Annotated in this window: 18 protein-coding genes; all 18 read right to left on the bottom strand. The window is 36.0% G+C overall.

The window, feature by feature from the left end; genetic code table 11:
* Window positions 1-37 precede the first annotated feature (37 nt).
* Window positions 38-610: a TIGR01440 family protein gene (locus J5Y03_RS07575; RefSeq protein ID WP_209404216.1), complete on the bottom strand. Its 573-nt coding sequence runs from the start codon at window positions 608-610 to the stop codon at window positions 38-40.
* A 184-nt stretch (window positions 611-794) separates the two neighbouring features.
* The gene (rpiB, locus tag J5Y03_RS07570) at window positions 795-1,238 is read right to left on the bottom strand and encodes a ribose 5-phosphate isomerase B (RefSeq protein ID WP_209404214.1); all 444 of its coding nucleotides are present in this window, start codon (window positions 1,236-1,238) and stop codon (window positions 795-797) included.
* Between the two features lie 75 nt (window positions 1,239-1,313).
* The gene (locus J5Y03_RS07565; protein WP_209404211.1) at window positions 1,314-2,630 is read right to left on the bottom strand and encodes a methyl-accepting chemotaxis protein; all 1,317 of its coding nucleotides are present in this window, start codon (window positions 2,628-2,630) and stop codon (window positions 1,314-1,316) included.
* A 23-nt stretch (window positions 2,631-2,653) separates the two neighbouring features.
* On the bottom strand, window positions 2,654-3,079 hold the full coding sequence (locus tag J5Y03_RS07560; protein ID WP_209404209.1) for a low molecular weight protein arginine phosphatase: 426 nt from the start codon (window positions 3,077-3,079) through the stop codon (window positions 2,654-2,656).
* 214 nt (window positions 3,080-3,293) lie between these two features.
* Complete coding sequence (locus J5Y03_RS07555) at window positions 3,294-3,860, bottom strand: manganese efflux pump MntP (protein WP_209404207.1); 567 nt, start codon at window positions 3,858-3,860, stop codon at window positions 3,294-3,296.
* Between the two features lie 337 nt (window positions 3,861-4,197).
* The gene (locus J5Y03_RS07550) at window positions 4,198-5,238 is read right to left on the bottom strand and encodes an L-threonylcarbamoyladenylate synthase (protein ID WP_209404205.1); all 1,041 of its coding nucleotides are present in this window, start codon (window positions 5,236-5,238) and stop codon (window positions 4,198-4,200) included.
* A 97-nt stretch (window positions 5,239-5,335) separates the two neighbouring features.
* On the bottom strand, window positions 5,336-5,794 hold the full coding sequence (locus J5Y03_RS07545; RefSeq protein ID WP_209404203.1) for a hypothetical protein: 459 nt from the start codon (window positions 5,792-5,794) through the stop codon (window positions 5,336-5,338).
* Between the two features lie 59 nt (window positions 5,795-5,853).
* Complete coding sequence (spoIIR, locus tag J5Y03_RS07540) at window positions 5,854-6,627, bottom strand: stage II sporulation protein R (protein ID WP_209404201.1); 774 nt, start codon at window positions 6,625-6,627, stop codon at window positions 5,854-5,856.
* Between the two features lie 66 nt (window positions 6,628-6,693).
* Window positions 6,694-7,551, bottom strand: coding sequence for an ATP-grasp domain-containing protein (locus tag J5Y03_RS07535; protein ID WP_209404199.1), 858 nt, complete (start codon window positions 7,549-7,551; stop codon window positions 6,694-6,696).
* Window positions 7,548-8,453 carry a RimK family alpha-L-glutamate ligase gene (locus tag J5Y03_RS07530; protein WP_209404197.1) on the bottom strand — a complete coding sequence of 302 codons (906 nt, stop codon included), beginning with the start codon at window positions 8,451-8,453 and terminating at the stop codon, window positions 7,548-7,550. The genes J5Y03_RS07535 and J5Y03_RS07530 overlap by 4 nt, the downstream gene beginning before the upstream one ends.
* 146 nt (window positions 8,454-8,599) lie before the next feature.
* The gene (prmC, locus tag J5Y03_RS07525; RefSeq protein ID WP_209404195.1) at window positions 8,600-9,466 is read right to left on the bottom strand and encodes a peptide chain release factor N(5)-glutamine methyltransferase; all 867 of its coding nucleotides are present in this window, start codon (window positions 9,464-9,466) and stop codon (window positions 8,600-8,602) included.
* Between the two features lies 1 nt (window position 9,467).
* Complete coding sequence (prfA, locus tag J5Y03_RS07520; protein WP_209404193.1) at window positions 9,468-10,535, bottom strand: peptide chain release factor 1; 1,068 nt, start codon at window positions 10,533-10,535, stop codon at window positions 9,468-9,470.
* A 74-nt stretch (window positions 10,536-10,609) separates the two neighbouring features.
* Window positions 10,610-11,224, bottom strand: a complete 615-nt coding sequence (locus J5Y03_RS07515; RefSeq protein ID WP_209404190.1) for a thymidine kinase — start codon at window positions 11,222-11,224, stop codon at window positions 10,610-10,612.
* A 305-nt stretch (window positions 11,225-11,529) separates the two neighbouring features.
* Complete coding sequence (locus J5Y03_RS07510) at window positions 11,530-11,775, bottom strand: type B 50S ribosomal protein L31 (RefSeq protein WP_209404188.1); 246 nt, start codon at window positions 11,773-11,775, stop codon at window positions 11,530-11,532.
* 400 nt (window positions 11,776-12,175) lie between these two features.
* Entirely contained in the window at window positions 12,176-13,447 is a 1,272-nt protein-coding gene (rho, locus tag J5Y03_RS07505) for a transcription termination factor Rho (RefSeq protein ID WP_209404186.1), read from the bottom strand.
* Window positions 13,448-13,745: 298 nt separating this feature from the next.
* The gene (gene glpX, locus J5Y03_RS07500; protein ID WP_209404184.1) at window positions 13,746-14,711 is read right to left on the bottom strand and encodes a class II fructose-bisphosphatase; all 966 of its coding nucleotides are present in this window, start codon (window positions 14,709-14,711) and stop codon (window positions 13,746-13,748) included.
* A gap of 101 nt (window positions 14,712-14,812) precedes the next feature.
* Window positions 14,813-16,111 carry a UDP-N-acetylglucosamine 1-carboxyvinyltransferase gene (locus tag J5Y03_RS07495; RefSeq protein WP_209404182.1) on the bottom strand — a complete coding sequence of 433 codons (1,299 nt, stop codon included), beginning with the start codon at window positions 16,109-16,111 and terminating at the stop codon, window positions 14,813-14,815.
* A gap of 478 nt (window positions 16,112-16,589) precedes the next feature.
* The gene (locus tag J5Y03_RS07490) at window positions 16,590-17,444 is read right to left on the bottom strand and encodes a class II fructose-bisphosphate aldolase (RefSeq protein ID WP_209404180.1); all 855 of its coding nucleotides are present in this window, start codon (window positions 17,442-17,444) and stop codon (window positions 16,590-16,592) included.
* Between the last annotated feature and the right edge of the window lie 213 nt (window positions 17,445-17,657).

Below are 17,657 nucleotides of genomic sequence, written 5' to 3'. Positions count from 1 at the left end.
ATTCATTATTCTTGAAAAACGAATTGAAAAATCTTTTTTAGCGTAAAATAGTTTCTTCATTTACCGAATAAATTGCCCTTGGTCCACCAATTAGTTTTGGTCTAGTTTTCGCAGTAACTACATGTGCTTCTCCAATTTTTTTAATACTAGTACGAACTGGAACAGCAACATGTTTTAGGTGCATACCAATTAATGTATCCCCAATATCAATTCCTGCATCTGCTTTAATAAATTCAACAATTACCGGATCTTCGAGATGATGAAAGGCAAATGTTGCTAATGCACCACCTGCTGATCGTACTGGTGTAACAGTTACTTCATCTAATCGAAAACTCTTTGCAGTTTCTTTTTCAACAACGAGTGCACGATTTAAATGTTCACAGCATTGGAATGCAAGTTGAACACCAGTTTGAACATGAAAAGCTTTAAGAACCTCATATAAGCTCTCAGCTACTTCCATTGTTCCAGATGTGCCAATCCGCTCACCAACTACTTCGCTAGTACTACATCCTATAACAAGTACGTGTTCACTTGATAATTTAGCCTGCTCTTGAAGTTCATTTAGGAGTGTTTGGATTTGCTGCTTCACAAGTCCAAAATCTTCAATCATCCCAACTATCGTCCTTTCCTATTAGCTCTATTAAGCTACATTGTTAATATTCAAGAGAATCCGCAATAATCATTCGGATTCTCTACCTAATTAAACTATCTAAAAACAAATAAAATATAACAGAGCTCTCTATTAAAAAATGTTAATAGTTTAAATGTCCAATTTAGGCATTTACTTTTCCGAATTATTTGTTCTGTTCAATTGCTTTGATTTTATTTACTCGGTTTTCGTGTCGTCCACCCTCAAATTCAGTTGTTAACCAAATTTTTGCAATGTCACGAGCTAAACCTGCTCCAATCACGCGCTCACCCATCGCAAGTACATTGCTATCATTATGCTCACGTGTTGCTTTTGCACTAAATGTATCATGTACTAATGCACAACGGATACCTTCAACTTTATTAGCCGCAATTGACATACCAATGCCAGTCCCACAAACTAAAATTCCTCGGTCTACTTCACCTGAAGCAACCTTTCTTGCTACTGGTAAAGCATAATCAGGATAGTCAACAGAAACTCCACATTCTGCACCTAAATCCTCATACTCAATTCCCATTTCATCCATTAATTTTATAATCTCTTGGCGAATATTTACTCCACCATGATCAGATGCAATCGCTACTTTCATTTCTGATTGACCTCCATTGTGTAATTGTAAAATTTTTAACGCCCTTATTATACTACTATTTGCCTAGTCTATCTATTAGCTATTCTCACTATTCATTTCTTTTGCTTTAAAATGACTAATTGAATCTTGAAGTTGCATTGCACCTTCTTGTAATTCTTCAGCTAACGAATTAATCACTGCAACAGAATTTGATGCCTCACGAGCCGAAGCTGCAACTTCTTGTGAAGCCGCTGATGTCTGTTCAGCAATAGCAGCAACCTCTTCTGTTTGCTCTGATGTTCTTTCTAATTTGATTACTTGTTGCCCGATTAAACCAGTAATTTCGTTCACAGCTACCACAACTTCACCTACTATATTACTCATTTCGGTAATAGTCGTTTCTGTTTTCATACCTTGTTCAGCTTCTACATTCACTGCTTCTACTTGAACGGTTAATTCTTTCACAACATTTTGTACTTCTTCTTGGATACTATGAATTAATGAAGTAATACCTGAAACTGCTTTTGCAGATTGCTCAGCTAACTTTCTTACTTCTTCTGCGACTACTGCAAAGCCTTTTCCATGCTCACCAGCTCTTGCTGCTTCAATGGAAGCATTTAATGCTAAAAGGTTCGTTTGAGCAGCAATTTCGCCTACTAGACTAATAATCTTTTCAACTTCAGAGGCATTATTCTCTAATCGTTTTACTGTTTGGAAATAGGATTGGTTATTTATAGCAATTGTTTTAATTCCTGAAATTAATTGTTCGATTCTTTCTTTACTTTCCATTAATTTTGTTTGCATATATGTAGTTAATTCTTTAGAATGATTTGCATTTCTTTCAATATCATGTGCAAAATCATTAATGTCGCTCATTATTTCAGCTGTTTGTTGGATTGCTATTGCAGAGCTTTGTCCACCTTTCGCAATCTCTTCAATAGTTCTTGTTACGATTTCAGTTTGATCTGCAGTTTCTGAAGATGAACGGGAGATATTCGCTACTTTTTCCGAAGTATGATGAACATTTTGTTCAATAATCAATACCATTTTTGAAATTTGGTCAATCATACTTTGGAAGCCAACACTTAAATGGTAAATTTCATCTTTTGAAGTTGGAATTGGAACCTCTACATCAAAATTCCCTTCAGCAACTTCTTTTGTAACTTCTTTTAGGCGAATAAGTGGTTTTGTAATGAAGCTCGATGCGAGAAACGCAAGGATTCCTGACCATATTACTCCTAGGGATAAATCAATAATTGTATAGACATTTTCACTAATATCTATATATTCTTTTATGTAGGGATACATAACATATATAAATATTGCTGATGTTGTATACGTAATAATTGCAAGCATAGTTGTAAAGATGACCAGTTTAATTCGTAAACTTAAACCCCTTTTCTCCGGTACCATATAAATCCCCCATTTTCCTTTACTTATTCAACCATTTTTGAAATCAGTATATCTAGTTCCTCTAACGTCATTTCGTACGTTTGAAGTGAGCCACCATAAGGGTCCGAAATATCCTTATCTTCATTGTTTACAAACTCATAAAGAGTGAATACCTTATCCTTTGCTGTTTCAAGTTGTGATAAAATTACTTGCTTATGGCCTTTTGTCATTGTTAATACATGGGTTGCCCATTCTACTAGATCATTCGTTAGCAACTGAGATTTGTGTTCATGCTCTATTCCTTTTTTTCGCAGTGCCTCTAATGCATTAAATGATGCTTTTGAACCATCCATCGCAAATACACCAGCAGACTTTACCTCAAATTCACCTTTTGAATAATGCTTTAATAACGCTTCAGCTATTGGGCTTCTACATGTATTCCCAGTACAAACAAATAATATTTTCTTCAAAAATAGTCCTCCTTTATTTATCGTACTTTTTTCGTACTTTTTTCACATTTTTTTAAGTGATTTTCAATTATTTTATAAAAACTTACTTAGATTACAACTTTATGGGGGATAAAGTGAATCTAGGTATGAGTCTTACTGCTCATTAATGCGGGATAAAAGTCATAAAAAAAAGGTGAGCTATAACAAATTATTAGCACACCTCTATTATTTCATTTCATAACTTGGAAAAAAACAATAATTTTAACCCAAAAAACAATAAAAACGTTCCACCTAATAGTTCGCCAAATTTCCCAAACTGTTGTTCAACTTTTCTGCCAAGAATTAAACCGGCCCATGTCATTATTGTACTAATTAAACCGAATAGTAATATGGTTAACCCCGTTCTTGCTCCGAACATCCCTAAACCAATTCCTACTGAAAAGCTATCAGCACTTACACTAAAAGCAAACAGTAATAATCCAATACCTGACGGAGAAAATTTATTTTTTTCCTTACTAAATAATGTTGTATACATCATATGAAATCCAATTCCGAGTATAAGTGTACCACCAACAATGACCGCTACTCGTCCAAATGTATCTGAAACTGCAAAACCAATAAGCATTCCTAGCAATGGCATAACGACGTGAAAAATGCCAATTACTAATCCTATCTTAAAGATTTGCCTTAATCTCAAATTCATAATTCCCATCCCGAGTCCTACTGAAAAGGCATCTAATCCTAGTGCAGATGCCATTAATGATAAAGTTACGAGCTCATCTATAAACGAAAAGTTTCCCATGATTCCCCTCCTAGGACTTGCTATTTAAAGATATGCAAGTCCACTTCTTGATATGAGGGGATATTGAAATTATCTTTTTTATTTTGGATGTTCTCGTAAACTTCGTTTCTATTCAAGAAGGTGTTAGTTGATTGGAACGTAGGGATACTCGCTTTCCTTGGGGCGGGCGGTGAGCCTACTCGTCGCTATCGCTCCTGCGGGGTCTCAGCCTTCCCGCTATTCCCACAGGAGTCTCGCACCTTCCATTGTAATCAACTTCTGTCTTTAAAATTAATAATTTCAAAAGCAACAATCTTTTAGAAAAGAGCTTTTTAGGAATAGCTAAATTTATCATATTCTACTCTCTAATAATAGAATGTCCACACGCTTTCCACAGACGGTTCATTATTGCAATTCCGATTCCTTCATTAGGGAACATTTCGCTAAATATAAGATCTACCCCGGATTCATTAAATTGTCTAATACTATCATATAATCCAGTAGCAACCGTTTCTAATCGATTACGATATCCACAAGTTATTACAACATCTGCTTGATAAGCTGCTTTATTTTCTTCTGTTGTGAGGATACCTACTTTTTTTCCATTCTTTTGTTCTTTGTGGATTAGTTTGTTGATAAATTCTTGGCTACCATCAATTAAAGTCATCTGAGCATTAGGAGCATAATGTGTGTACTTCATTCCAGGTGATTTTGGTTTTTCCATCTTGTTTGTTGTGGATGGATCTACTTCTATATGCCCAATAACCTCCGAAATCATTTCTGGAGTTATACTGCCTGGTCGTAAAATCATTGGTGGAAGCTGTGTGCAGTCTATAACTGTTGATTCAACACCAACATTTGTTGGACCACCATCCACAATCCCTGCAATTCGCCCATTCAAATCCTCCCAAACATGGATGGCAGTTGTTGGACTTGGTTTTCCTGATGTATTTGCACTCGGTGCAGCAATCGGCTTACCACTTTTTTCAATAATTGCTAAAGCCACAGGATGGTCCGGCATACGAATACCCACTGTGGATAATCCTGCCGTTACATAAGAAGAAACACTCTTCTTACTTGGCAAAATAATGGTTAATGGCCCTGGCCAAAATGCATCCATTAGTTGTTCGGCTTGTGAAGGAATGTCTGTAACTAACTGTTTTAACTGCTCCTTGCTCGCAATGTGGACAATCAGTGGATTATCACTCGGTCTTCCTTTTGCTTGGAAAATACCTTGCACTGCCTCATCAGATGTAGCATCTGCTCCTAGTCCGTAAACCGTTTCTGTTGGAAATGCCACAACTTGTCCTTCCGCTAACAAGCTTGATGCATCCACAACTTGTGAATAAATTTCTTTTTTATCAACAAATTTATCCACATTCCATATTTTCGTTTCCATTTTATTTCACCTCTGCTAAAACACTCAAAACTACATATTTTGACAAATTTCTTTGTTTTAAAAACAACTTTTATCCACAAATTGTGGATAAAAGTTGTTAATCTGTTGATAAACTTGTGAATACTTTGATTTTATAGACAAGAATATCTTCATTTTGAATTGTTTTTTGATAATGATTCATCTTTTTAACTTCTTCTGAGACGTCCAATTCATCAACTTGTTGAAAACCTAGCTGTAAAAACAAATCTTGCACAACACTATGCTTTGTTAATAAGTATACGTTATCCACAAGTTTTTCACTAAGCTTTAACATGACACTTTTCAAAAAAAGTAACATGTACTGTGAATAAATTGTAGGCGATACAACTAAAGAACGCAATAAAACCTCTTTATCCTCTTGTTCATAACCCATAATGGCTTGTACAACACCAGCTTCGTCCTCCATTAAGAAAAAGGCTTCTTCATTCTCTTCAATACCTTCAGTGGATAACCCTGCTTGTCCTAAAAATTTATAAATGACTGATTGATCCTCACGAGTCGATGTCCTTATTTTCATCATAAAACCTCCCTATTTCTGCTTGTCTAACTTATATGCAGCAAGGAAGGTGATTAGAACTAAAATAATTTTTTAATCATCATCCAGAAAAAACTTTTCACCTTTACTTGCTCTTCTGGCTTAGTAGTTGTTTCAGTCGTTTCTTCTGATGTCACTTTTTGATGATCTCCATCTTGAACATCTTGCTGATGTTCTTCAGTTTGCTCGGTTCCCTTATTAACTTTACTAGTTTCTACTCTAGGTACTGTAACACCGGACTCAACTGGCGGTTTTTCGATATTAGTTGATTGATTCTCATCAGTTTTTTGCTCCTTCTTTAGAACTGATGTTGTTGCATCACCATTTGAAAAATCTAGGAAGCAAAGTGGTGGAAACAAAACACACCACCAATTAGCACCTTGTCCTGCACCTAACTTAATTAACACAGCCTCATATTCTCCTGCGGGATAGAAAAAGCTTCCGTATAATTTTGTTGGAAATTTTACATGCTTCGAATACGTAATTGTAAAAGACTGGTTACTTTTCTCTTTCGTTAATACTTCTTGAACCGTTTTTTGAATATCTGATAAATGACTTTGAATAACCTTTTGCCCTTCTTTAAAGCTTGTTAAATCTTTTACCCACGAATTTATTTGATGATTTACCGCATCACGAACATCTCTTTTTAATTGTTGATCAGGTGAGCTATCACTATTTGCTAGAATCCGTAATCGAACAGCCTTTTTTGGAATAATAACCGTTTCATTTCCTTTAGCATTTGTATCTTGAATTGGTACTAATACTGATGAACTTACTAATAATATGATAAAAAAAGCAATTATTTTTATTTTCATTTTATCTCCACCATCCCTCTAGGAAACAGTTTAGACAAGATCCTTAAATCTTAAACATTAGTAAACTCATTTTTTTAGTGTATTTTTGATATAGTGTAAATAAATACTGACACAATCAACCTCACTTGTCGCACTCAGTGTTCTACTCCCAACAACGTCCTCAATTTCATTAAAAATGAGTGAGTTATTCTCATCAAAAATAAAATCAATCCCTACAAAATCGAATGTAAAGTTGCCTGTGACTTTTTGAATGATCCTTTTTTCTGACTCATTCAGCTCATAGAAACGCGCATTACCACCAAGGGAATAGTTTGCACGAAAATCACTGTTTGATTCACGGAGTACAGCACCAATCACTTCATTTCCAACAACAAATACTCTTAAATCTTTGCCAGGATTAGGACATATTTTTTGTAAAATAATCTCTTCTTCGTCAATATTCTCCAGACCTAATTGTAATTCTTTCTGATTAGACACTTTAAAAACTTGGTTCCCTCCACGTCCATGACACGCCTTTAAGACAAACGGAAAATCTAAAGGAAGTTTACTATCTAGTAAACTATGTTTTTTTGAATAATAAGTGTCCATCATTGGAATCTTAAGTTTTGTTAGTTGGTGATGTGTCTTAAATTTGTGATTAAAGAGAAGTGATGATGACGCAGAGTTGAATACTCTACTACCCATTTCTTCAAAATGAATGGATAGGACCGGATGAATGGTTCTCATAATGACAAAATCAGGTGAATCACACATAACACCATTGTATTTTAAAATTGGATTATGTCTTTCAATTCCAATTGTTAAATCTTCAACCAGAACTAATCGTAATTCTATTCCAAAGGACGGTGCATTTTCTAGAAATCTATTAATGAATAATTCGTTCCGAACGGACTCCTCCCTCGTATATACAATCCATCCGTTCATCTCTTTGCCTCCAAATCTTTATAGATGTAATCCATAATAAACTCTGATACATCTATCCCTGTACATGATAAAATATTTTTCATATGTGCATTTGAATTGACTTCACAAATAATCGGCTCGTCATTTTCACCAAATAATAAATCGACTCCGGCAAAATCTGCACCTAGAAGCTTGGCAGATTTCACAGCTAAAGCCGCTTGCTCTTCAGTAGGAGTATATTGATACATCTTTCCTCCATTCGTCACATTTGCCCTGAAATCACTTTCTGACTTTCTCATCATCGTAGCAACAACTTCATCGCCAACAACATGTAAACGGATATCTTTACCTGAACTAGACTGAATAAATTCTTGATACACATGAGGCTTGTGTTTAAGCTGATTTACTTTCTCCATAAATTCAGAATGATTTCTTACTAAATAAACTTGCATCCCAAACGAACCATAAACCTCTTTCATCACAAATGGATATCCTAGTTCTTCCTCAACATATTGATAGAAAGTGAAATCTGTGAGATCACAATTAGGAAACAGTAAAGGTGACGTGATTGTCTTTGGCATTGAAATACCATACTTCGAAAGAACTTGATGAGTAAGTGATTTATCATCACAATTTTCAATAGCTTGGGCTGAATTATATAATCTAAATCCCATGTTTTCTAAATGACGTGCTAATCGAACATCTTTATCCCAAAAAAGGATAAAATCAGGTTTTTCATTTGAGTACTTTCCTTTTAAAACGGGACTACCATTTTCAATAACAGGAACTAACTCATGATGTTTCACTAATTTTACTTCTAGTCCGCTTTTTCTTGCAGCATTTTGAAGCATATCAAATAACTCAGTAAATTTGTTTGCCGTAATATGACCATTTCGTATGATCCATCCACTGTATTCTGCCATTATCCCCTACTACTTTCACCTAGTTTTTGTTTTAGTGTACCATTAATTACAGAAAAGTGAAGTAGACTTGCTTAGCTTCGACAGACGGTGGAGTAAATAACAAAAGGGAGTATGTTCAATAAGCAACAATAGTAAAAAAAGGTAGACTATTCGTCCACCTTTTCCATAAATACCATTCGATCTTTTCCATTAATATCATACACTATCTCGACTTTAGCCATCGGGAAGGATGATTGAAGTAATTGAGCAACATCTTCTCCTTGCCCAGCACCAACTTCAAAGGCAACAAGAGCTTTATTCTGAAGAACTTTCGGCAAATCATTCGCAAATCGACGATAAAAATCTAAGCCATCTTCTCCACCAACTAGTGCACGAAACGGCTCATGTTCTTTTACAAGATCACTTAATTCTGTCCAATCCTTATACGGAATATATGGAGGATTCGAGACCACAATATCAAGCTTTTGGCCATTTTCAAGAAAAGGATTTAATAAATCCCCATGCCAAAAGGTTACACTTGCCCCTAAGATTTCAGCGTTACTCTTTGCAACCTCAATGGATTCCTGGGCAATATCTATGGTATGAACATGTAAATTAGGATTTTCAAGGGCTAAAGTAATTGCAATTGCCCCGCTACCAGTACCAACGTCAATTAGTTGTAATTTTTCATTTTCATTCCACATAGTTTGAACTCTATGCAAAACACCTTCTACAAGCTCTTCTGTTTCTGGTCTAGGAATTAATACTTCTTCATTTACTTTAAAAGTTCGTCCGTAAAACTGCTCAACACCTAATAAATATTGAATAGGCTCACCTTTTACATGCTGCTCTAGCAAATTCTGAAATAATTCCCACTGCTCTTTCGTTAAAGAATCGTGCATACCAGTCAATAATTGTGTGCGATTTCGTTTTAGCAAATGTTGCAAGACAATTTCACCCACATTGTTGTCTCGCTCATTTTCTATTAAAAAAGAAGAAGCCCATTTGAGGGCTTCATAGATCTTAGTTGTCATATTATTGGTCTTGTTCCATTCTTTTCGCTTGGTCATCCATAATTAATGCATTGATAAACTCATCAAGTTTACCTTCAATAATTTGATCAAGCTTTTGAATCGTTAAACCAATACGATGATCAGTTACACGATTTTGTGGGAAGTTATACGTACGAATACGTTCAGAACGATCACCAGTACCAACTGCTTGCTTACGGTTTTGATCGTATTCTGCTTGAATTTCTCGCATGAATTTATCATAAACACGTGCACGTAATACTTTCATTGCTTTTTCTTTATTTTTAATTTGTGATTTTTCATCCTGACACGATACAACTGTGTTTGTAGGAATATGTGTTAAACGAACTGCTGACATTGTTGTATTTACAGACTGACCACCTGGCCCACTTGATGCAAATGTATCAACACGGATATCTTTTTCATGGATTTCAATTTCAACTTCTTCAGCTTCTGGTAATACAGCAACCGTTGCAGTCGAAGTATGAATACGTCCACCGGATTCAGTTTCAGGAACACGTTGTACACGGTGAGCACCATTCTCAAACTTAAGTTTAGAATAAGCACCTCTTCCGCTAATCATGAAAATAACTTCTTTATAGCCACCTAACTCTGTATAGTTAGCCTCTATGATTTCCGTTTTCCAGCCTTGTACCTCAGCATAACGACTGTACATACGGTATAATGTTCCAGCAAATAGAGCCGCTTCATCTCCACCTGCAGCACCACGAATTTCAACAATTACGTTTTTATCATCATTTGGATCTTTTGGAATTAGTAAAACTTTTAAACGTTCTTCAAGTTCTTTTACTTCAACTTCTAATTCACTAATTTCCTCTTTCACCATTTCACGCATGTCTGCATCAAGCTTATCCTCAAGCATCGCTTTAGCATCTTTTAATTGTTCTTTAATCGTTTTATATTGGCGGTAAGCATCTACCGTTTCTTGAATGTCTGATTGTTCTTTTGAATATTCTCTTAACTTCTTCGAATCATTAAGTATCTCTGGATCACTTAGAAATTCATTTAACTTATCGTAACGATCTTCAACAGCTTGTAAACGATCAAACATCTGCTTCACCTCACATTTTCCCTGTCTATTTTAATCAGTATAAATTTCTATCAATTAATTTTCAAGTTTCTCTATTAATCCTCTTGATGATGCAATTCTGCATGCAAAGATTCTTCCATAGGTACTTTATGACAATGACGGCATCTTGGCTCATACGATTCAGAAGCACCAACTAGAATTATTGGATCATGGAATGACGCAGGTTTTCCATTAATTAATCGTTGAGTACGACTCGCAGGTGATGCACATACCGCACATACTGCATTTAGTTTCGTCACATGCTCAGCAATTGCTAGTAATTGTGGTACTTGTCCAAATGGAAGGCCTCTAAAATCTTGATCAAGCCCTGCACAAATAACTCGTTTTCCCATATTAGCCAACTGTTGAACTACATGCAGAACTTCATCATCAAAAAATTGTATTTCGTCAATCGCAACAACTTCAATATCTTCCGTTACATAATCAAGCATTTGGGATGATTGGCTTATTGCATAAGCAGGGACTTTCATTCCATTATGAGAAACCACTTCTATTTCACTGTAACGATTGTCAATTGATGGTTTGAACGTCACGCATTTTTGCTTAGCAAACTGCGTACGACGAACTCGACGGATCAATTCTTCTGATTTGCCCGAAAACATGCTTCCGCAAATCACCTCGACCCAACCGTCTCTTCTCATCATAAACATTAAGCCTCTCACCTTTCTACAAATCAATCTAAGATTATTTCTGTCTATTGTTTATATTGGTGAACTGATCAGTTCATTCCGTTTTTTTATGTGTCTAGCTTCAGTGGCTACCATCTCTTGGATTTTGCTCCAATGTCTTTCGAAGGTAATCAAGCCACTTACGCTTCTCTTTATATCATGATGTAATTTATAAAATGTATTATTAAATGGATTTTATTAAATGTATGTTTTACAAGGAGAAACTAAGTATTCGTGCGTAAAAAAAGCAGGCATAGTAGCAATAACCTGCCTGCTTTTCAACATTATTACTTAATGCCGTATTTTTTGTTGAAACGTGCAACACGACCTTCAGCGTTAGCAAATTTCTGACGACCAGTGTAGAATGGGTGTGAATCAGAACTTACCTCAACTTTGATAAGAGGGTATGAGTTTCCATCTTCCCACTCGATTGTTTCGTTAGAATATTTTGTAGATCCTGTTAGAAACTTAAAGCCAGTGTTAATGTCCATGAACACGACTTTCTTGTAATCTGGATGAATATTTTGTTTCATGATTTTCATCTCCTTCCGCCCTGAAATACTCGAAATCAGAGTTATCTTATCTATGTGATTTTACACTTAGACACTTTACATACAAGAGAAATTATAGCAACTCCACCAGGAGAATGCAACTGCTTAATTAAGGAAATGTGTAGCAAGCTCGTTTAGCTCTGACAGGCTTTGGAGCAAAAATTAAGGGAAGTGCGGTTTTCACTTCACTTAGTTTTTGTGAAAAGACCGAAGAGCTAGCTTGCGCAACTAGACACCAGGAAATGTGTAGGTGCCTTGCTCATCTCCGACAGACGTTGGAGTAAATAACAAAGGAAGTGTGCTTTCCACTTCATTTGTTATTTGCGAAACGGCCGAGGAGATAGGCACCGGAACTAGACAAGGAAATGTGGAGTAAGCTCGTTTATCTTGAAACAGGAATCTTTTTGCTTTCCTCTGTCATCATCTCAAAAAATTCTTCATTTGTTTTTGTTTGACGAAGCATTTTAAAGTATCTTTCTACAAAATCAGGGATATTAGACATCGTTTTTCTCATTAACCAAAGCTTGTCTAAATGAGCTTTAGGAATTAGAAGGTCTTCTTTACGTGTTCCAGAGCGACGAATATCAATCGCAGGGAAGATTCGACGTTCTGCTAATGAACGATCTAAATGAAGCTCCATATTTCCTGTTCCTTTAAATTCTTCGTAGATAACATCATCCATACGTGAACCGGTATCAATTAATGCAGTTGCAAGAATTGTTAAACTTCCACCCTCTTCAATGTTACGAGCCGCCCCAAAGAAACGTTTTGGTCTATGGAATGCTGCAGGATCAATACCACCAGAAAGAGTACGACCACTTGGAGGGATAACTAAGTTATAGGCACGTGCCAGACGAGTAATACTATCCATCAGGATAATAACGTCTTTTTTATGTTCTACTAATCGCATTGCTCTTTCTAAAACAAGTTCTGCAACTTTAATATGACTTTCTGGAGTTTCATCAAATGTAGAACTTACAACATCACCTTTTACTGAACGCTCAATGTCAGTTACCTCTTCAGGACGTTCATCGATCAACAATACAATTAATTCTGCTTCAGGATGATTCGTTGTAATGCTATTTGCGATTTCTTTTAATAATTCCGTTTTACCAGCTTTCGGAGGCGCAACGATTAATCCACGTTGCCCAAATCCAACTGGAGCAATCATATCAATGATACGAGTTGAAAACTTATGCGGTTCCGTTTCTAATTTCATGAAACGATTTGGATAAAGTGCAGTTAATCCTGGAAAGTGAACACGTTCTTTTGCATTCTCTGGGTCATCGCCATTTACAGCTTCAACTTGTAACAATCCAAAATAGCGTTCATTTTCTTTTGGTGGACGTACCTTCCCTGATACCTTGTCCCCATTTCTCATATCAAAACGACGAATTTGAGAAGCCGAAATATAAATATCTTCTGAACTTGGCGAATAATTAATAGGACGTAAAAATCCATATCCTTCAGACGGGATGATTTCAAGAACACCTTCCATAAATAACAAACCATCTTTTTCTGCTTGGGCTTTCAAGATTGCAAATATTAATTCTTTCTTTGTTAATTTACTGTAATACGAAATTTTCAAAACTTTCGCGTGCTCATACAGGTCTTTTAACTTCATATTTTCTAATGCGGAGATCGTTAAACTCATACAACACCACTCTTTTTCAATTTTAAAATTAGTTCGGAATATATCAAATCAATTGGAAGGTTTTTCAGAAGGTTTTTTGAAGAAAGACATACAGAAAAGTTTTTACTCTTTAGTGTAACCTTTTCCTCTAAAATTATTCTTATTTAACGTATTTGTTTTATTACCTATTGAGATTATAAGGCGAAAGATTCTTTCTGCCAATATATTTAATATTTCTGTTTTGTTACAATTTTGAACAATTAAAAGTAAAAGCTGCTCCATAAATACTTAATGAATGTTATGGAGCAGCTCAAAAATATTATTTAATTACTAAATTAGGTTTTTTATTTAAGCTATGGCGTCCATCAACAAAACGTACAGTTCCAGACTTAGCACGCATTACAAGAGATTGAGTAGTCCCTATATCTCCCTTTAATTGAACACCTTTAAGTAGTTCACCATCAGTTACACCTGTTGCTGCAAAAATGGCATCGTCACCTTTTACAAGGTCATCCATGTACAATACTTGGTGTGGGTCTTTAATTCCCATTTTAATACATCTTTCTAGCTCTTGATCATTTTGAGGTAATAATTTCCCTTGTAGCTCTCCACCTAGACACTTTAAGGCAACCGCTGCGATTACGCCTTCTGGTGCACCACCAGATCCAAATAAAATATCTACACCTGTATGATCAAATGCTGTATTAATAGCTCCTGCAACATCACCATCATTAATTAGTTTAATGCGTGCACCTGCAGCACGAATTTCTTCAATTAATTTTTCATGGCGTGGACGGTTTAATACTGTTGCTACTACATCGTTAATATTTTTCCCTTTAGCGTTTGCAACAGCCATAAGATTATCATATACAGAAGCATTGATATCGATTTTACCAACAGCTTCTGGTCCAACTGCAATTTTTTCCATATACATATCAGGAGCATGTAATAAGTTCCCATGGTCAGCAATCGCAAGAACGGCAAGAGCATTCCACCCACCGCTAGCAACAATGTTTGTACCTTCTAGTGGATCAACAGCTACATCCACTCTTGGACCAAATCCTGTACCTAGCTTTTCACCAATATAAAGCATTGGTGCTTCGTCCATTTCTCCTTCACCAATGACAACTGTACCTTTCATTGGAATTGTATCAAATACATCTCTCATCGCTTCTGTTGCAGCCCCGTCTGCTTCATCCTTTTTACCAAGACCCATCCATCTTGATGATGCAAGTGCTGCTGCTTCCGTAACACGAACTAACTCCATTGATAAACTTCTTTCCATGACAAAATCCCCCTATTTGTACGTCAAAAAGTAAACGTCGTATATTATAGTAATCTAGATGTATTCAAAGTCACTGATTTTAGAGTAACTTTTTGCTAGAATTACGCGTTTTTCAATTGTTCTAATTCTTTCTCAGTTAAAGGAACTCTCCAAACATTTGCACCGAGTCCTGTTAACTTGTCCACCAATCCTTCATAGCCACGATCAACGTGCTCAAGACCTGTTAACTCTGTTTTTCCTTCTGCAATTAAACCTGCAATGACAAGAGCTGCTCCAGCACGTAAATCACTTGCTTTAACACGCCCTCCTTGTAACTTTGTTGGCCCAGTTACAATAGCAGTACTTCCTTCCACTTTGATGATTCCATTCATTCTATTTAACTCATCAATGTGTTTAAAACGTGCTCCATAGATTGTGTCAGTTACAACTGACGTTCCATTAGCTTTTGTTAATAACACTGTAAAAGGTTGCTGTAGATCAGTTGCAAACCCAGGATAAACAAGCGTCTTAATATCGACAGCTTTTAATTCTCTATTTGTTCCTGTTACAATCAACTGCTCATCATTCGTTTCAACTTGTACACCCATCTCTCTCATCTTTGCGATTAGAGATTCTAAATGATGCGGAATAACATTGTCTACAATAACTTGCTTACCTTCTTCAACAGTAGAAGCCGCTAAGATTGCGTAAGTTCCCGCTTCAATACGGTCTGGAATGATCGTGTGTGAACAACCATTTAATTGTTCTACACCATCAATTCTAATTACATCCGTACCAGCGCCCTTGATTTTTGCCCCCATACTTGTTAATAATGTCGCAACATCAACAATTTCTGGTTCTTTTGCAGCATTTTCAATGACCGTTCTTCCCTTTGCTAACACTGCAGCAAGCATAATATTTATAGTAGCACCTACACTAACCACATCTAAGTAAATACGTGCGCCTTTTAATTCATCAGCACGTAAGTATATTGCACCTTGTTCATTTGTAACTTTTGCCCCTAGTGCTTCAAATCCTTTTATATGCTGATCAATTGGCCTTGGTCCTAAATAACATCCGCCCGGTAAGCCAATGACTGCTTGCTTAAATCGCCCTAGCATCGCACCCATTAAATAATACGAAGCACGAAGTTTTTTTACCTTTCCATTCGGAAGAGGCATACCAATCATTTTCGAAGGGTCGATAATAATTTTTTCGTTATCATAATTAACTGTTCCGCCAATTTCTTCTAATAAATCACATAGTGTTTGTACATCTGAAATTCTAGGTAATCCCTCAAGCACAACCGGAGAACTAGCAAGTATCGTTGCAGGTATTAATGCAACTGCACTGTTTTTAGCTCCACTTACACGAATTGTACCTTTTAAAGGAATCCCCCCTTCTAAAACAAGCTTTTCCATACAATACTCCCTTCATCAATAAACAGAAGAAAAAATAGAAATAATTTTTATAGGCATAGATGTTTTGGTAAGCAAGTCACTTACGCTTTTGTCTTGTCCAGCTCCATGAACTAGCTCTTCGGTCGTTTCACAAAAACCAAGTGAAGGGAGAAACCACCCTTCTCTAGGTTTTTGCTCCAACGCCTGTCAGAGCTAACCGAGTTCATTCCGCTTTTTCTATATTTTCTCCATGTCTTTAACACTCTAATCCCAGTTTCATTTTAAACGAAAAAAGGAGAAAAAAGTATGTTTGTTTTTAAAGTTCTTGCTGGGATACTCCAGTCCTTTTTTCCTAAGGAATAGTATAACAATAAATTGAAAGCCATTCTAATTATTTTACTTGTGTACGCTTTCACTTTTCAAACGAATAAAACCGCCTAAAATTGCTTTAGACGGTTTCAATTAATCATATTATATCATATCGTACGAGAAATTTCTCTTACGCTTTGTTGCTTGTACCGAACTCACGGATTTTACCGATAACAGTAGCTTTAACAGCTTCACGGCCTGGTCCAAGAATTTTACGTGGATCGTATTGTTTTTGATCGTTTGCAACAAATTCACGAACTGCTTTGTTGAATGAAATTTGGTTTTCAGTGTTAACGTTGATTTTTGCAGTACCACGAGCAATAGCTTTTTGGATTTGTTCAGTTGGGATACCAGTACCACCGTGTAATACTAATGGTAATTTAGTTTCTCTACCGATTTGTTCCATTTCGTCGAAACCTAATTTAGGTTCGCCTTTGTAAGGACCATGAACAGAACCTAGAGCTGGAGCTAAGCAATCAATGCCAGTACGCTCAACTAATTCTTTACACTCTTGTGGGTCAGCATAAATAATGCTTCCTACAACGTGATCTTCTTGACCACCAACTGTTCCTAATTCTGCCTCAACAGAAACACCTTTAGCATGAGCATACTCAACAACTTTTTTAGTTGTTTCAACGTTTTGCTCAAAAGGATCATGAGAAGCATCGATCATTACTGATGTGAAACCAGCATCGATTGCATTCTTACAAGCTTCAAAGCTTGAACCATGATCAAGATGAATAGCAACAGGTACAGTGATTTTTAAATCGATCATTAAACCTTCTACCATTTTTACTACTGTATTAAATCCACCCATGTATTTAGCAGCGCCTTCAGACACACCTAGGATTACTGGAGATTTTTCTTCTTCAGCTGCAGTAAGGATTGCATGAGTCCATTCTAAATTGTTGATGTTGTACTGACCAACTGCGTATTTACCTTCGTTTGCTTTAATAAGCATTTCTTTCATAGATACTAAAGGCATAATAAGCCCTCCTTCTAATCATTTGTTAGAAATTATACTAGTGTACCTAAACAAATGTACGAACATGAATAGATTACGACAAAGTACATTTTATTATGTATATTTTACGGTACATTTATTACCTTTCTTAGAATACAGAAAAGGAGCTTAAATTACAACAATAAAGACTAAAAGTTCACAGATTCGTACCAATGATTATAAGAATTTGAGTGA

The organism is Gottfriedia endophytica, assembly GCF_017814275.1.
In the GTDB taxonomy this organism is placed as follows: domain Bacteria; phylum Bacillota; class Bacilli; order Bacillales; family Bacillaceae_G; genus Gottfriedia; species Gottfriedia endophytica.
This window is presented reverse-complemented; position numbering and strand designations above follow the sequence as displayed.

Coding starts and splice junctions, on each gene's coding strand:
- J5Y03_RS07545 (WP_209404203.1), bottom strand. CDS start 5,794: ATGAAAATAAGGACATCGACTCGTGAGGATCAATCAGTCATTTATAAA.
- J5Y03_RS07515 (WP_209404190.1), bottom strand. CDS start 11,224: ATGTTTATGATGAGAAGAGACGGTTGGGTCGAGGTGATTTGCGGAAGC.
- prfA (WP_209404193.1), bottom strand. CDS start 10,535: ATGTTTGATCGTTTACAAGCTGTTGAAGATCGTTACGATAAGTTAAAT.
- J5Y03_RS07510 (WP_209404188.1), bottom strand. CDS start 11,775: ATGAAACAAAATATTCATCCAGATTACAAGAAAGTCGTGTTCATGGAC.
- J5Y03_RS07490 (WP_209404180.1), bottom strand. CDS start 17,444: ATGCCTTTAGTATCTATGAAAGAAATGCTTATTAAAGCAAACGAAGGT.
- rho (WP_209404186.1), bottom strand. CDS start 13,447: ATGAGTTTAACGATCTCCGCATTAGAAAATATGAAGTTAAAAGACCTG.
- glpX (WP_209404184.1), bottom strand. CDS start 14,711: ATGGAAAGAAGTTTATCAATGGAGTTAGTTCGTGTTACGGAAGCAGCA.
- prmC (WP_209404195.1), bottom strand. CDS start 9,466: ATGACAACTAAGATCTATGAAGCCCTCAAATGGGCTTCTTCTTTTTTA.
- J5Y03_RS07535 (WP_209404199.1), bottom strand. CDS start 7,551: ATGAACGGATGGATTGTATATACGAGGGAGGAGTCCGTTCGGAACGAA.
- J5Y03_RS07575 (WP_209404216.1), bottom strand. CDS start 610: ATGATTGAAGATTTTGGACTTGTGAAGCAGCAAATCCAAACACTCCTA.
- J5Y03_RS07550 (WP_209404205.1), bottom strand. CDS start 5,238: ATGGAAACGAAAATATGGAATGTGGATAAATTTGTTGATAAAAAAGAA.
- J5Y03_RS07565 (WP_209404211.1), bottom strand. CDS start 2,630: ATGGTACCGGAGAAAAGGGGTTTAAGTTTACGAATTAAACTGGTCATC.
- J5Y03_RS07530 (WP_209404197.1), bottom strand. CDS start 8,453: ATGGCAGAATACAGTGGATGGATCATACGAAATGGTCATATTACGGCA.
- spoIIR (WP_209404201.1), bottom strand. CDS start 6,627: ATGAAAATAAAAATAATTGCTTTTTTTATCATATTATTAGTAAGTTCA.
- J5Y03_RS07495 (WP_209404182.1), bottom strand. CDS start 16,111: ATGGAAAAGCTTGTTTTAGAAGGGGGGATTCCTTTAAAAGGTACAATT.
- J5Y03_RS07555 (WP_209404207.1), bottom strand. CDS start 3,860: ATGGGAAACTTTTCGTTTATAGATGAGCTCGTAACTTTATCATTAATG.
- rpiB (WP_209404214.1), bottom strand. CDS start 1,238: ATGAAAGTAGCGATTGCATCTGATCATGGTGGAGTAAATATTCGCCAA.